At 48.5% G+C, this 15,107-nt stretch carries 10 protein-coding genes; 2 read left to right on the forward strand and 8 right to left on the reverse strand.

Annotated elements, in window-relative coordinates; translation table 11 throughout:
* Window positions 1–5: 5 nt before the first annotated feature.
* The 4 genes from pulA to C7379_RS07235 all read right to left on the reverse strand — a co-directional run bounded on the left by pulA (window position 6) and on the right by C7379_RS07235 (window position 8,255).
* On the reverse strand, window positions 6–1,928 hold the full coding sequence (pulA, locus tag C7379_RS07220; protein WP_243406744.1) for a type I pullulanase: 1,923 nt from the start codon (window positions 1,926–1,928) through the stop codon (window positions 6–8).
* Between the two features lie 170 nt (window positions 1,929–2,098).
* The gene (locus C7379_RS07225) at window positions 2,099–4,228 is read right to left on the reverse strand and encodes a glycoside hydrolase family 97 protein (RefSeq protein WP_116616684.1); all 2,130 of its coding nucleotides are present in this window, start codon (window positions 4,226–4,228) and stop codon (window positions 2,099–2,101) included.
* A gap of 174 nt (window positions 4,229–4,402) precedes the next feature.
* Window positions 4,403–7,078, reverse strand: coding sequence for a 4-alpha-glucanotransferase (locus C7379_RS07230; RefSeq protein ID WP_116616685.1), 2,676 nt, complete (start codon window positions 7,076–7,078; stop codon window positions 4,403–4,405).
* A 313-nt stretch (window positions 7,079–7,391) separates the two neighbouring features.
* Window positions 7,392–8,255, reverse strand: coding sequence for a helix-turn-helix domain-containing protein (locus tag C7379_RS07235; RefSeq protein ID WP_116616686.1), 864 nt, complete (start codon window positions 8,253–8,255; stop codon window positions 7,392–7,394).
* Window positions 8,256–8,803: 548 nt separating this feature from the next.
* Here C7379_RS07235 and C7379_RS12730 point away from each other — a divergent pair.
* Both C7379_RS12730 and C7379_RS07240 read left to right on the forward strand, forming a co-directional pair.
* A complete protein-coding gene (locus C7379_RS12730; RefSeq protein ID WP_165815043.1) occupies window positions 8,804–8,950 on the forward strand; it encodes a hypothetical protein in 147 nt (48 codons plus the stop codon).
* A 41-nt stretch (window positions 8,951–8,991) separates the two neighbouring features.
* Window positions 8,992–10,761 carry a hypothetical protein gene (locus C7379_RS07240; protein ID WP_243406745.1) on the forward strand — a complete coding sequence of 590 codons (1,770 nt, stop codon included), beginning with the start codon at window positions 8,992–8,994 and terminating at the stop codon, window positions 10,759–10,761.
* A 691-nt stretch (window positions 10,762–11,452) separates the two neighbouring features.
* On the opposite strand, the gene C7379_RS07250 is transcribed toward C7379_RS07240, so the two are convergent.
* The 4 genes from C7379_RS07250 to C7379_RS07265 all read right to left on the reverse strand — a co-directional run bounded on the left by C7379_RS07250 (window position 11,453) and on the right by C7379_RS07265 (window position 14,980).
* Window positions 11,453–12,019, reverse strand: a complete 567-nt coding sequence (locus tag C7379_RS07250) for a phosphatase PAP2 family protein (RefSeq protein WP_116616723.1) — start codon at window positions 12,017–12,019, stop codon at window positions 11,453–11,455.
* 61 nt (window positions 12,020–12,080) lie between these two features.
* Complete coding sequence (locus C7379_RS07255; protein WP_116616688.1) at window positions 12,081–13,403, reverse strand: SLC45 family MFS transporter; 1,323 nt, start codon at window positions 13,401–13,403, stop codon at window positions 12,081–12,083.
* Window positions 13,404–13,476: 73 nt separating this feature from the next.
* On the reverse strand, window positions 13,477–13,869 hold the full coding sequence (locus C7379_RS07260) for a four helix bundle protein (RefSeq protein ID WP_116616689.1): 393 nt from the start codon (window positions 13,867–13,869) through the stop codon (window positions 13,477–13,479).
* A gap of 85 nt (window positions 13,870–13,954) precedes the next feature.
* Window positions 13,955–14,980, reverse strand: a complete 1,026-nt coding sequence (locus C7379_RS07265) for a LacI family DNA-binding transcriptional regulator (protein WP_116616690.1) — start codon at window positions 14,978–14,980, stop codon at window positions 13,955–13,957.
* Window positions 14,981–15,107 lie beyond the last annotated feature (127 nt).

Here is a 15,107-nt window from a genome sequence, read left to right on the forward strand (position 1 = left end):
TCGCATTAATTTGTCGTTCTTATCTTCAGTATCATGGCCGACTGGGCAGGCACTATCGCCATATCAGCGTCCTCGTCAACAAACAATTTCTCCGTTCCGGTCACGTCGATAACACCGTCATAACACAGCACATCGTACACGCCATACGGCAATCGAACCTTGCGCTCGGTCTTATTGGCATTGAGCAGCACATAGATATAGCTGCGCGTAGGTTCGTCCAGCACCCGATAGGCCACCACGCAAGGTTGCGTTGGCAAGAAAAACAAGTCGCGCCGAACTGCCTCCGCGGTGCCCAAGCGGAAAGCCTTGAACTGCTTGCGTAGCGCGATAAGCCCCTTGTAATAAGCGAACACCTGTGGGTAACGACGCAAATTATTCCAGTCAAGATGGTTGATAGAGTCGGGAGCGTTATAGCTGTTGTGCACCCCCTTCTTGTCCCGGAACATCTCTTCTCCACTCAACATGAAAGGTACGCCCTGCGATGTGAAGACCGCCGTCTGCGCTAAAAGGTTCAGCCTGATTTGCTCCGCGGTCGTAAGGTTTGGTACGCTGGCCCTCAAGCGGTCGTTAAGGCACATGTCATCATGGCAACTCACGTAGCTGATCATTTGCGTTGGCTCCGTCGCCCACGGCTCCTTGGCATAGTTCACCCTATCCATGTCTACCTGCGGATGGGCTATAGCGCCAGCTATGCCGTATTTTACGCTCTCTTCCTGCCCGGCGATTCCTGCGAGAAACGCCCCCTTGCTATCATCAGAGAATGGGCCTCGAAGCGCGTCGCGCAACTCGTCGCTAAACGCGCCGATACGTGGCAACTGTCTCATATTGGCCTTGAGCGCCAACTTCTCTGCCGGGTAAGCGCACGAGCCGGCGCTCCAGCCCTCTCCATATATATATATGGAAGGGTCTATCTTGTCCATCTCCTTGCGTATGAGGTTCATCGTCTCAATGTCGTGCACGCCCATAAGGTCCACCCTGAAACCATCAATATGATATTCCGTGACCCAATATCTCATGCTCTCGATCATGAACTGGCGCATCAGGGGCTTCTCAGAGGCTGTCTCGTTGCCGCACCCGGAGCCGTTAGAATAAGTGCCGTCTGCATTCTTTCGATAATAATAATCGGGGTAAGTGCGTTGGAAATTGCTGCCGTCTATATCGAAAGTATGATTGTATACCACGTCCAAGAAAACTTTGATACCGGCCTTGTGCAAGGCTTGTACCATCTCTTTGAACTCGCGCACACGGGTCGTGGGGTTGTAGGGGTCGGTGGAATAAGAACCCTCAGGCACATTGTAGTTGAGCGGGTCGTATCCCCAATTGTATTGCGGGCGGTCCAACTTAGTCTCGTCCACCGAGGCGTAATCATAAGATGGCAGGATGTGCACGGCATTGATACCCAACATACGCAGGTGTTCTATGGCGCGTGGCTCCGTGAGTGCCAAAAACTTGCCTTTGTGACGCAATCCTGATGACGAGTCGATGGAAAAGTCTCGATGGTGCATCTCGTATATCACGAGATCGGCTGGCGACGCCAACGCAGGCCTTGCATCGCGATCCCAACCTACCGGATTGGTATCTTTCATATCAATAATGGCCCCACGTTTGCCATTCACGCCCACGGCCTTCGCGAACGTTCCGGGTGTCTCGCCTTTGCCAAGCGATGGTATCTCGAAAGTGTAGAACTTGCCCCTCCAATCTCCTTTCACCGACTTACTCCATCTATCGTTGCCAACACGCCTCATCGACAGCGTCTTGATTGGTTTGCCCCCCAACGCATCGTCATACAATTTCACCTCCACGCGCTTGGCGCTGGTAGGGGCGTTAAGGTTGAAAACTGTAGATTTCGGACTATAAACCATCTCGTCGAAAGTCTGCGCGCACATGGGCTGACCTATCAAAAACGAGAGGATTCCTGCAAAAAACATTTCTCGTATCATATTTTTGGTATTATCTTTAAACAGCGCAAGTACATTCATTCATTCCTTGGGGGCAATCGCCTCCATGCTTGTCGCTCAATCCCGAAGAGCTTGGCGGTTCGCCATCCCTCCTCATTTACATCTATCCTATATCGTCACCAAAGGGCTTTCGGCGCGCGTTATTTGGCGAACAACGACATGGCGAAGCCACCGCCGCGGGCTTGTTTTATTTTCAACACGTCGCCACGCTTCACCGTCTTGCGCTTGATGGTGTAGGCTTGCGGGTTGGTTTCGTAGTCGGCCGTCTTGCCATCGGCATAGATGGTGCACCGATAGGCCTTGCCTTTATCCAAGAAATCAAGCCTTACCACACTGACATGCCCGTTCTCATTGCACTTTCCTCCCACGAACCAATTGTCCGTTCCCTTGGCTTTGCGGGCCACGGTGATATACCGGGCGGGCTCCGCCTCAAGGTACTTGGAGTCGTCCCAGTCACACGCCACGTCCCTAATGAATTGGAAAGCGTCGTCAAAACGCTCGTAGTGCTCCGGCAAGTCGGCGGCCATTTGCAAAGGACTGTACATGGTAAGGTATAGCGCCAACTGCCCCACGAGGGTGGAATGCACATAGCTTTTGTTATCACTCCACTCAGAAAGCTTGGTTGCGAAGATGCCCGGCGTATAGTCCATCGGCCCGCCTTGCAGGCGCGTAAAAGGCAGGATGACGGTGTGGCCGGGAGCGTTTCCGCCAAAAGCCTCGTACTCGCCGCCCCTCGCACTCTCATTGCCCACCATGTTAGGCCACGTGCGACATAACCCCGTGGGGCGAGTTGCCTCGTGCGCATTGACCATGATGTGGTGCTTGGCGGCCTCTTTGACCACATACATGTAGTGGTCATTCATGGATTGCGAGAAGTGGTGGTCGCCCCTCGGGATGATGTCTCCGACATATCCCGTCTTCACTGCGTCATAGTTATACTTGTTCATTAGGCTGAAAGCCTTTTTCAAATGTCGCTCATAATTTACGGCACTCGATGATGTCTCATGGTGCATCAAGAGTTTCACGCCCTTGGAATGGGCATAATCGTTGAGGCCCTTGATGTCAAAATCTGGATAAGGGGTGACGAAATCGAATACATTTTGTTTCCAATGGTTGGCCCAATCCTCCCATCCTACGTTCCAGCCTTCTACCAAAACTTGGTCGAGACCGTTTTTGGCGGCGAAATCAATGTATCGTTTCACCTTGGCCGTGTTGGCCGCGTGACGTCCGTTTGGTTTGGCTTTCGACCAGTCTATCTGGTCAAGTTTGATGGAAGGGAACTCGTCCGTGTAGTTCCACGAGCTCTTACCGACGATCATTTCCCACCACACGCCACAGTATTTTACGGGGTGAATCCAGCTTGTATCCTCTATCTTGCATGGCTCGTTGAGGTTCAGTATGATGTTGCTCGACAGCATGTCGCGTGCGTCGTCGCTCACCATCACCGTTCGCCACGGGCTCACGCATGGCGTCTGCAAGCATCCTTTGGCTCCGTATGCGTCTGGCGTGAGCCAACTCTCAAACGTCATAGTCTTGTCATCAAGGTTGAGGTGCATGGTGGAATAGTCCACGCAGGCAGCCTCATGAATATTGATATACAAGCCGTCTTGGCTCTTCATCTGCAACGAAGTCTGTACCCCGGTGGGCGAGAACACTGCCACCGACGAGTTTCCCCAGTTCACAGCGTCGTGGAAGCGAGCCCTGATTTCCGACAGTTTGCTCTCCTGTGTCTCCTGCTCTTGCGTGTCATAGTCGCCCGGAATCCACCAAGCCGTATGGTCTCCGGCCATCGCAAACTGCGTGTGTTCTTCCTTAATGATAAAATAAGTCAGGCTGTCTTGCATTGGAAACTCATAGCGCAGGCCCATGCCATCGTCATAAACCCTGAACCTAATGACCATCATTCGTTTGGACGATGGCTGCGAAAGATTGACGGCCAATTCGTTATAGTGGTTGCGAATGGTTGCGGTCTCTCCCCAAACGGGCCTCCAAGTTTCATCAAAAGATGTCGTTTTGGCATCCATTTTCACAAATCCATCCATTAGGTTTGTCTCTCTTAGCCCTTTGGAGGCGTGCTTGTCTTTCATTAGTTCCAAACCCAATCGTGATGGCTTCACCACAACTTTGCCCTTGTAGGTCATCTCATAGGTAGGCACGCCATTGCCCACGAGCGAGAATTTCACAGCCATATGGCCATTGGGGGATGTTACCTCCTGTGCCATTGCAGACACGGAAAAGAGCAAAGATACCAATAGAATGTTTAGTCGCATAGTTGTTATTGAAAAGTGAGGGAGGTGCGCCGATGGGCATATTGCCTCCCTGTTCATGTGTAAAAAGTATTTATGCTATCTATTCGCAATCCATCATTCAAGCATTAAAACACCCCCAAACGACAACGAGCGTTTCCGAATCATGTTTTGTGAATGGTAGTCGCGCATCGCGTCTCATCGCCCACTTTGGGCAACAAGCTCTTTCACGTTGGCCATAAAGCCCTCGTTGGCCATCAGGTCCTCAATGTTCAGGTGCATTCGATAGCGCCAATAGTGGCGTGGGTTGGCTGGTATGTTGATACGCTCGGCGTCGGCGTCTTGCAAGCGCAAGCCCTCGTCCACGGCAAGCCAGTCTTGCAAGCTCAGCACGCATAGCATGCTTGGAGAAGCGAGCTGTCGAGCCACGATGTCACGAGCGAGCCATCCAGGCAGCGGATGGGGTGCGGGACCGCCACGATAGAGCATGGAGTTGTAGTAATCTTGCGTACGTTCATAATCCTCGTCCCACCATTGGCGCAACGTCGCCATGTCGTGCGTGGAAAACGTGCACACGGACCGATATGGGTTGCGCGACAAGTGACCAAAACGCACGTGCGGGTCCTTGGGCATGGATTGAATTTCCAAAGACAATATGCGAAGCTGCTCAATTACCCATGACACACAATCGGGCACCATGCCAAGATCCTCGGCACACACCAGCATGCGAGTGCTCTCAACAAGCCTTGGCAACTTTTTCATGGCCTCGCTGTACCAGAAATGGTTGTTGCGACGATAGTAATAATCGTTATAAAGACGGTTGAATGCCGCTTTGTCGTGGTCGTAAAGCGCCTCGTACGTGAAATCGAACTGGGCGGAAATACGTGGATGAAATTTGTTTTTATCGTTGCTGTCGCGCACAAAAAGCACATTGGATATGAGTGCGTACAAGCCGTCTCGCAAGTTCAGTTCACGCTCGTCGGTCACATCGCCGAAAGCCTCTCGCACCTTGCGCTGGGTGTCATACTCGGGTTTCATGGCCCAAATATCGTCGTGCTGGTGTACGAGATATTTGTCTTTCACCTCTGCGGCGCGTTCCCCGAACATTCTGTCAATAATCCAATCGGCGATGAATGGGTCGCAGAACTGACGCTCGTCAAAACGCAAGCCATATCCCTCAATCTCCTCTCTCGACATGCCAAGGGCTGGCTGGAAATGGCCGAGCAAGCCATGCACGGCGTTGATGGGTATCTGCCAAATGCGGAAGAAGCCGAGCACGTGGTCTATGCGATAAGCGTCGAAATACTTGGCCATATTCTGAAAACGGCGCACCCACCACTGGCATCCGTCCTTGAGCATTTCTGTCCAGTTGTAGGTGGGGAAGCCCCAGTTCTGTCCATTCACCGAGAATGCGTCTGGTGGGGCGCCCGCCTGGCCATTAAGGTTGAAATATTTAGGTTCCATCCACACGTCACAGCCATATCGGCTCACGCCAATAGGGATGTCGCCTTTGAGCACCACATGGCGTTCAAGAGCATAGGTGTGCACCTGTTTGAGCTGAGCGCTTAGCACGTATTGCACGAAATACCAAAACGCCACATCCTTGTACTCCTTCTTGCGTGGGTTGGAGAGGGCTTTTCGTTCTGCCTCGTCCCACGTGTTGTGGTCTGGCCATTTGCTGAAATCGGCCGTGCCATAAAGGTCGCGTAGGGTGGAATATTGCGCGTAGGGCACAAGCCACTGCTCGGTATCTGTGAAAAAATCCCTAAACTCCGCCGTGCCCATCATAGACTTTCCCTCCTGCGCATAAAGCAATCTCAGGTATTCTATCTTGGCGTTGTTCACTCGCTCGTAGTCTATTTGGGGCAGCTGATTGAGCTGTTCGCGCAGCGCTGCATAATCACTACGCGTCTTGCCGTCTTTGAGTTGAGGCAACTGGTTGAGGTCCACATACTGCGGATGCAGCGCGAAAACACTGATGCAACTGTAGGGGTAAGAATCTGTCCATGTATGGGTGGTGGTGGTGTCGTTGATGGGCAGTATCTGCAACACGTGCTGGCCACTCCGCTCCACATAGTCTACCATCTTGCGCAAATCGCCGAAATCTCCCACGCCGAAACTACTCTTGGAGCGCAACGAGAACACGGGTACGAGCGTGCCAGCCAACTTTTCGTTATAGATCGGGAAAAAAGCTTGGTCCAAATGATACACCACCACGTCGCCATCGCGCATGTCGGGCAGGTCTATCGAGCGGTTAAGCCCACACTCCCAAAGTGGGGTCACATCTCCATCACTATCCAAAGCCACAAACTTAAACTCCAAATGGTTATCCCCAAGCGCACGCCTATCCAAATCTACCGCCCACTCGTTCACGTTGTGTTCGGTGAGCTTGATAGCCTTTTTGGCCGTCCATTTACCCAAAGACTCATTGTCGCCTATAATGGCCAACCGCTCGCCCGCTCTCAGTTGTGGTGCCCGCACCACGACGCGCACCGTCTGGGCGAAGTCCGTATCGAGGAGAGCCCCACGGTCACGGCGATTGATACAATCGGCCAGCGCAGAGCTATAAAGATATGAGTCTTCTGGAATGTCAGACCATCGGTCATATATATAATAGGTGGTACCCCGCTTGGCGTTCAGCTCTACCCTATGGGGCATCGTGGTCCACTCGTTTTTTTCTGTCGTGCCGTCATACTCCACGCTGTAAAAATATTGGAGCATCGCATGCTCATCGGCATGCACGCAATGGTGCGTCCACCGCATGCCGTCCACAGTATTCATCCGATATTTTTTCACGACATTGTCGCAAACCACATTCAAGATGATTTCCTCACCAAACTTGGTTTGGTAGTCCACATTAAAATTTAAGTTCATAGTCTTTAGGCTTATTTTGTTTCAAAGATAGCAAAATATTCACTTGCTTATCTTTAGCCCATAACAAAACCTCCTAAAAAACAATGCAATCGATTGCATCACATATTCCTTGACGAATTAATTATGACGTGACAATCCATCGGCAACGTCTGACAGTCGCAACGAAACACGTCTTAATTACACGACCATAAGTCTATTTGTGACCATGGTCAATGTTTTGAGTGCCAATAATTTTATAGTATATGATATTGTCTTAGTAAATAGCCCAAAAAAATTGCAACGCTGACCTTTCGCTCATGTCCATGTTTTACCATTACATGGCGTGCTCTGGCGTAACCTCTCCATTTCTTATTTCAAGCGGCGTCCCCCCAAGCGTTTCTTTGCAGAATAGGGACATACGCTGCACCGAAGAAAATCTAAACTTCTTAGCTATCTCATCCATGGTGTATTTAGTGTTGTGCAACTCCTTGAACAGCGCCTCGCCTTTCACCCTGCTTATCCAAGCCTTGGGTGTATCTCCAAAACATTTTTTGAAGTGGCGTATGAACGTTGGACGACTCATGCACACCTTGTCGGCCATCTCGTCAATAGTGGGATAGGTTTCCACCATACCCATGATGATTTCTTGAAACGACAAATCCACCCCAAACATTGGGCCCAAAAAATTCACAAGTACATCCGGAGGATAATACGCTTGTAAGATAGCTGTGAACTCACGCTGCTTGATCAACTGAATATCGCAACAAAGCAAACCATCCAATACATAATCAGCCATTTGGCGAGCCCACACTCGAACAGGCTTGTTCATGTCCAAAGGGAATAACCAATCGTCTCGCTCGGGCGCATTCTTTATCATCTCATCACTAAGAATACTGCCACAAAACCTAAATTTGCTATCAATGAAATAAAGTACCAACGCTATAGAGTCCTCCGCAAAACAGATCATATTGTCTGTACCTGCAGGCATCGGAAACATAGCGTTGCTGCGTGCGGTGAACGCAGGAAAACGCTTACCCGAAACGCGCATTTCTCCCTTTAACAAAAATATCATGGCCGTGCGCGAAGGGTTTGTATGCGTTGTAACACCCTGCTTTTCTTTGACAACCCTAAAGCCCGTAGGGCTGTTGCACTGATAATGCTCGCACATCAAATGCTTGTTCAAATAATATACTTGCATAGGCTTATTAAAATATATATGATTATGTAAAATTAATGAAATATCATATCATATAGTTCCATTTTTAAATCATATTAACCTTACAAACTATTAATTTGCAAATATTAACCGCTTTTTGCTTAAAATTGCTCGTTTTATGTATTTTATTTATACTTCACTTGTAAACACTAATTGAATCATTACATACCAAGGGTGTTTTATTTTCAATTTAAAAGTATAAAAACATCGTATCAAGTAGATTGATACAAAACAATAATTTATTGACATATTTTGTTATACCTGTTATTTATAAAGATACGTACCTTTGTCCCCGATTATCTGATACGGCAACAGAACATTCATTAACACATAGCCTAAAACAAGACCTCCTATCACGTACCAATGGTCTTGAGGCATGGTCGAAGTATCGATGCCATTCGTTACTAACGCAAATGTTTCGTTCAAGAAGTGCCTGTTTAGAACGGCAATAAATGTTTTATTTTTATAATATATGTAGCAACTTATGAAAAAAAAAGTATGTAATTCCAACGGTTAAGGTAATTTATACTATGATGGAAAGCACATTGTTAGCAGGATCCCCAGCTGATGGCAATAACCCTGGTAACCCAGGCGGAACTCATTTTGCCAAACCTAATTATTCTATAGAAGAACAATTGCCTAACGATAATGAAGAATACGAAGACAACGAATGGTAACTGAAAACAAAATAATGAAAATATCAACTATGAAAAAAGTAATGAAAAAACACGTATTGGCTTTGATGGCCATTGTCACATTGGTTTTCTTGGCAGGCTGCTCAGAAACCGACGAGGCGTATGACACAAATGAAGACACCACCGTAGAGGCCTCAAACATCATTTCGGGCACCGGATCTTTTGACATTAACGAAGTGGATAACATGTTCAATGCTACACCAGAAACAAGAACCACGGTGCATTGTAACAAGAAAAAACTTTTGGAATTTCGTTGGAAAAAAGGCGAAAAAATTCCTGTGTTCATGGTTTTTAAGCAAGACAACAAAACGCAGGTCATCAAAAATATGGTATTCGCGGAAGATGGCAACAAAATATCCTTTGATGTAAACATCCCCGGTTCTTTCAACCGCAGAAAGGGCAACCTCTATATCGCTGCCGTCATGGGTAAACAGCCGGGCGTGAAAAACGGCGCATGGGCAAGCCAAATGACATCTACCGGCAAGTTTAAAATAGAGACTTCCAACACTGCTGACGCCGCGTCCGAGGAGTTCAACCTGCCTTTCTACGCTCCGCTTACCCTTGTCAATCCCACAGGAAAAATAACACTCAACTTCAAAGCACTTGGCAGTTGGTTCATTGCGTATATGGATATACCACACGATATGGTTCCCGACAATCTATTGGTAAACTCTGACGTGGTATCCACCAATGGTACGCTCGACTTGTTTTCCTCTAACAATAACAAGCCTGCATGGTCTCCAGACCCCTCTACATCAGAAAATATCAAATTTGACGTAAAAAACTTTGAGGTAAAAGCAAGACAAGAAAGCAAGCCGTTGGTGGTATGGTTCATGCCTCTTCTTGACAAGAAATCACAGAAACCCACTACCCTGACAGTAGAGGAAGTTGCGAAAAACGGGCATGGACCGAAGCGTTACACTAAAGATACCAATGGCAAATGTGTTAACTTTGAAAATCACATGTCCTATTCTTTCGGTTTTATTAACAAGCCATCATCGAATGACCCCGACCTATCCAACGGCCTTGTCATATCATTATTTCACACCACATTGCCAAATACAGGAAACCGCTACCTTCTTCAAATTAGCAATATCAGCAACCACGCCATCGACCTTAGCGGCTATTATCTCGTGCGCTCGGTGTATGGTTCACCTGAGAAAGCATCTGGCGTGCTCGATTTGGGCAGCTTGGAAAGCGCAGGCGCAAAGTTCTTGTATAACGACCGTGAAAAGAAGATATTGCCAACGGGTGCGTCTATCTTGATAACATCATATAACAGCACAATAGCTAACAGAACATTTGACGGTTGCAAGAACGACATCTACCAGATAGCCATTCTCGGAGATAATGATAATCTGAGGCAACAATTCGAACCTGAAAAGACCGTATGCCGCGATATACCGAGCAGATATTTCTCCAACGCATATTTCTTAACTTACAACGGCACCAACATTTCCCTGTCTAAACCTAATGACATCGTGGACAATTTTGGACGTGACGCTTATGGAAGAATATATCGTTTTGAAAATCTCAACCTCACTTACTACCGCGTACCATATTTCAATATATGGACAAATGTACCAGGACCAGCCGGACCAGCTACCTATGTGTACAACCCCAAGACAGTGATGCGCTATGAAGGAACACGCCAAGGTGGCAGAGAAGTTTTTGAAGACGTAGCATGGAAATATGACAACGAAACCATGATTACCTCGTTAGGTTGCTGGGGAAAATACGGAAGACACAATCTCAGGAAAAACAATATGTATCCAAAAAGAGTTAGACGTTAAGCGCCCATGTGTCTACACGCACCACGCACTTACGACCATCTCGATACATCAATTTAAAAATAATATTGTATATCGGTTAAACACATTTGTTTACCGATGGTTATAATCATTTGTTAACCTAAAAAAATGAAAACACGAGGGCTGGACACCAAACGCGGTGTCCAGCCTTATTTTTAGGTCTGCGTATAAAAAACATCTTGCTTAGAAAACACTCAACGACTATCTCTTCTATATACACGGAGTCCATGTGGCATGTAAACAGCAAGGGCTGTCATTTGCTTTTTGTCATGATAATTCTGAAAAATAAACAGGAACAAAAAGTGCATTTGGAAGCGTAAAAATGAAAAAACCATGCCAAAAACATCCGTCAGGAAGCTAAAAAAATTGAGAGCATAATGCCTTTAGGCCTTTATGGCAGTGCGTGAAAGTCTCATTCGTCACCCGTTTAAGGCCGAAAGGGAACGCGATTAGGTATTAATCGGAAGCCGTTTAAGGCCTAATGGCAAAACGATGGCAAAGACTTTTTTCTCTAATCAAGAAACTAAACTACGCAAAGCACTGTCTATCAGCAAAGTGACAAAATTGTTGAAAATAGCGCAAAAAAATAACAATTGGCCACCCTCATTGCTTATAGAACGGTTTGGCCAACTGTTATTCAGATTTTTTCAAAAACATTTTCTGTCAGATCCTCTCATAGGTGGATGACCAACGCCACGCCTTCGGCCCCGACACCTACCCCATAACGACAGCCCTCGCCAGTGAGCTTGTCGCCTATCCAATAGCCCAGCAGCGTGCCACCAACACCTATCGACGCTCCCGCGACCACATCGTGCCAATGATGCCGATGGCGAGCCACACGGTCTACAGCCACGCCCGTAGCCACCGCATAGCCCGCCACGCTGATCCATGGAGACACGTGGCGGTACTCCTTGTCAAGGATAGTGGCTCCGGCAAAAGCCGCGGAGGTGTGCCCCGATGGAAACGAGCGACGGTCGGTCCAGTCTGGACGCCGCTCGCGCACAGCACATTTCAGGCCCCACGTCACACCCGATGACAACGCATAAGCCAAGGCCGAGTTGACAGCCAATCGTTTCCACGAGCTGGCACTCCGCACGCCAGAGACCTTGAGCGCATAGGTAGAGGCCACCGGCACAAACCGCAACCAGTCGTCAGCGCCATCGCCACGATAAGGTTTTTGTGCATGGAGCGAGAGCGACAGAACACAAAGGAATGACAGAATACCAAGTCTTGTTGTCATAAAAACATCATTTTGACGTCGTGTTTGGCGCAACGTGGAGAAGTGCCAGCCATCGCGCCGATTATCTATTGTCATCTTTAATAAGTGTCACGGCAGAGGCTCCGAGCACCAACGACACACCTGCCACTATCATCATGTGGCTCTGCACGCTGCCAACCAAAGCTAAGATGACGCCGCCTATGGCCGCAGCCACTATCTGTGGTATACAAATAGTGCCGTTGAATAGGCCCAGATAGGCACCCATGTGACCGTAGCCTTGCAGGGCGTTGGTGACAAAGGTGAACGGCATGGCGAGCATGGCGGCCCATGCGAAGCCTATCAACAAGAACGGAACAAAGAGCAGATACTGATCGTGGACAAAGGCGCACGACACAAAACCGACCGCGCCCAAGAGCAGGCTGACGGCGTAAGCCATCTTGCGATTGGTGAACTTGGGCAGGATGGGGGCCCACAGCACAGAACCGATGGCTTGCACGGCAAACAGTATGCCCACCCAGTTGCCGGCCGTCTGATATCCCTCTGAGGTGACATCGGTGGTGCCCCACACGTTGGCAGCCACCGTGCCATTGGTGTATGTCCACATATACATGAACGCAAACCAACAGAAAAATTGTACCGCCCCAACTTTCCAGAACGTGGCGGGAGCGTTCTTGAGCAGTTTTATCCAGTTACCACTGCCCTTGTCCTCGTCAGGGGTCTCAGTGGCTCCGTTGTATTGCTCGTACTCTTTTGGCGGCCATTCTTTCACCTTGGCAACGGTATAGACAACGCAAAGGATGAGGATGGCAGCGCCAACATAGAAGCTATAAATCACCGAATCGGGCACCACGCCTTTGGGAGCGGTGTTGGCGATGCCTAAAAAGGCGAACAAAAACGGGAAGACATAGCCCGCCAACGACCCCGCATTGCACAAGAAGCTCTGTATGGAATAGGCTTTTGCCTTCTGTTTCTCGTTGACCATGTCGCCCACAAGCATCTTAAAGGGTTGCATGGCCATGTTGATGGAGGTGTCGAGAAACATCAAAGCCACCAATCCAAACATCATGGCGGTGGACACGGCCATGCCAAACGACCCGGCATTGGGCAGCAAACACATCACGATGACGGCCAGCGCGGCACCAAGAAACAGGTAGGGTATGCGCCGCCCCCAACGCGTCCACGTCTTGTCAGAGCACGACCCGACAATGGGTTGTACGACAATGCCCATCAACGGGGGCAGTATCCAAAAATAACTAAGGCTGTGGGGGTCGGCCCCCAACGTGGCGAAAATTCTCGAGATGTTCGCGCTTTGCAGGGCATAAGCTATCTGCACGCCGAAGAAACCAAAACTAAGGTTCCATAAACCCCAAAAGGACAAATTGGGCTTTTTTAATTCACTATTCATAATTTACAATGCACAATTAGGTTGTGTAATAATTTACGACGCGTCATTTACGACACGCAATTATGGTAACCGGTCAAGATCGCGGTTCTGTTTTTATATTTTTATCGATTGTTGTTGATATTGATTTTACGATAGGCGTTAACAACTTGCGTGTCCCCGCGCTATCGTTGTTCATACTTGTGTAATCTTGCCTTGGCATATATCCCACTTGGCGCAACGGCCCGAGCCAACAGTTCAACTCCTCGGCCCCACGTAAATCAATGCTCGTATTTGAATGAAAGTCTGCGCGGTTCTGTCCTCGCAATGCCTCTCGAGCATTGGCTCCTATGCTTATGCCGCGCCTCAAAATCTGACTTGACAAATCATACTCACAAAAACTTTCTCGTAAATATCGAGCGAGCTTTACACTGCGAGGGGCATTGCTCATACTTTTCACGATGGTAACATTATCGTATATATCTTTCATAATTGAAAAATTAAATCCAAATTGCGAAATGAAAAATCTAATAATGGTATTTCCTAATTGTGAATTGAATATTGCGAAATATGAACTATCTCGTTGTCCCCCTCACCACCAAGCGTGTTCTTACCACCCGCTTTTCTATCTTGTCTATTGGTGTCAGCCCCTCTACCTTATTAATAAGAATATCGGCGGCCTCTTCGCCCACTCGCACCCCACGTTGCTCCACAGTGGTAAGCATAGGGTCGCAAGCCACGGCGCGCTGGCCATTGGTAAATCCACAGATGGATATTTCGGCCGGCACCTTGAAGCCCATGCGCTTGGCCGTGTAGAGAATGCCGATGGCCGTGTCGTCGTTCACGGCGAAAAAGCCATCGGGAATGTCTTTTTGGGATAGTACGTCAGGGGTGATGGCCTCGGCGTCGGCACGGTTGTCACAGATGCGAAAAAACCGCTCGTCGGGCTGAAGGCCATGCCGCAACAGCGCGTCACGGTAACCATTGTATCTATTTTTGGATATCTGCATGTTCATCGGCGAACTGTAAAAGGCGACGCGCCGGCAACCAGTCTCGATGAGATGGGTAACAGCGTTGAACGCTCCTTGGTAGTCATCCACCACAACACGGTTGCAATCGAGCCCAGTGCATATACGATCATAAAACACAAGCGGCACTCCATGATCAATGAGTTTTTGGAAATGGTCATATCGCTGGGTGTCCTTGGCTTGCGAAACGATAACACCACACACTTTATGCTCATAGAACCGACGACAGAGTTGCACCTCGAGATCATATTCCTCGGCACTCTGGCCAATCATGATGATATATCCGCGGGAAGTGGCCTCTCGCTCAATGCCACTCAATACAGACGAAAAATAATAGTGTTGAAACTGCGGAAGTATCACGCCTATGATCTTCATAGGCCTCTTCCTGCTATTACGCAGACTCTCAGCCAGCACGTTGGGGTAATAATTATGTTCCCGCGCGTAGGTCTGAATCTTCTCGCGCTGCTCCTGACTGATGCTTGGGCTATCTTTCAAGGCACGCGACACCGTTGCCACCGACACCCCAAGGGCGCTGGCAATGTCTTTCATCGTTATCGGAATTGACGGTTTCATAATTTAGGTCTGAAATAAGGGCAACCTGCCATGCTATGGTTCTTATATCGCAACTATGATAGTACGGTTGTGAGGTAGATGTTGCAAAAATACGCAATTAACATATAATTAGCCACTTGCAAAATTA

It is taken from the genome of Hallella colorans (assembly GCF_003096815.1).
In the GTDB taxonomy this organism is placed as follows: Bacteria; Bacteroidota; Bacteroidia; order Bacteroidales; family Bacteroidaceae; genus Prevotella; species Prevotella colorans.

Bases quoted from the DNA above. Each gene is read 5' to 3' on its own strand.
- C7379_RS07225 (WP_116616684.1), bottom strand. From the start codon at position 4,228: ATGCGACTAAACATTCTATTGGTATCTTTGCTCTTTTCCGTGTCTGCA.
- C7379_RS07240 (WP_243406745.1), top strand. From the start codon at position 8,992: ATGAAAAAACACGTATTGGCTTTGATGGCCATTGTCACATTGGTTTTC.
- pulA (WP_243406744.1), bottom strand. From the start codon at position 1,928: ATGTTTTTTGCAGGAATCCTCTCGTTTTTGATAGGTCAGCCCATGTGC.
- C7379_RS07230 (WP_116616685.1), bottom strand. From the start codon at position 7,078: ATGAACTTAAATTTTAATGTGGACTACCAAACCAAGTTTGGTGAGGAA.
- C7379_RS12730 (WP_165815043.1), top strand. From the start codon at position 8,804: ATGATGGAAAGCACATTGTTAGCAGGATCCCCAGCTGATGGCAATAAC.
- C7379_RS07235 (WP_116616686.1), bottom strand. From the start codon at position 8,255: ATGCAAGTATATTATTTGAACAAGCATTTGATGTGCGAGCATTATCAG.
- C7379_RS07260 (WP_116616689.1), bottom strand. From the start codon at position 13,869: ATGAAAGATATATACGATAATGTTACCATCGTGAAAAGTATGAGCAAT.
- C7379_RS07255 (WP_116616688.1), bottom strand. From the start codon at position 13,403: ATGAATAGTGAATTAAAAAAGCCCAATTTGTCCTTTTGGGGTTTATGG.
- C7379_RS07250 (WP_116616723.1), bottom strand. From the start codon at position 12,019: ATGACAACAAGACTTGGTATTCTGTCATTCCTTTGTGTTCTGTCGCTC.
- C7379_RS07265 (WP_116616690.1), bottom strand. From the start codon at position 14,980: ATGAAACCGTCAATTCCGATAACGATGAAAGACATTGCCAGCGCCCTT.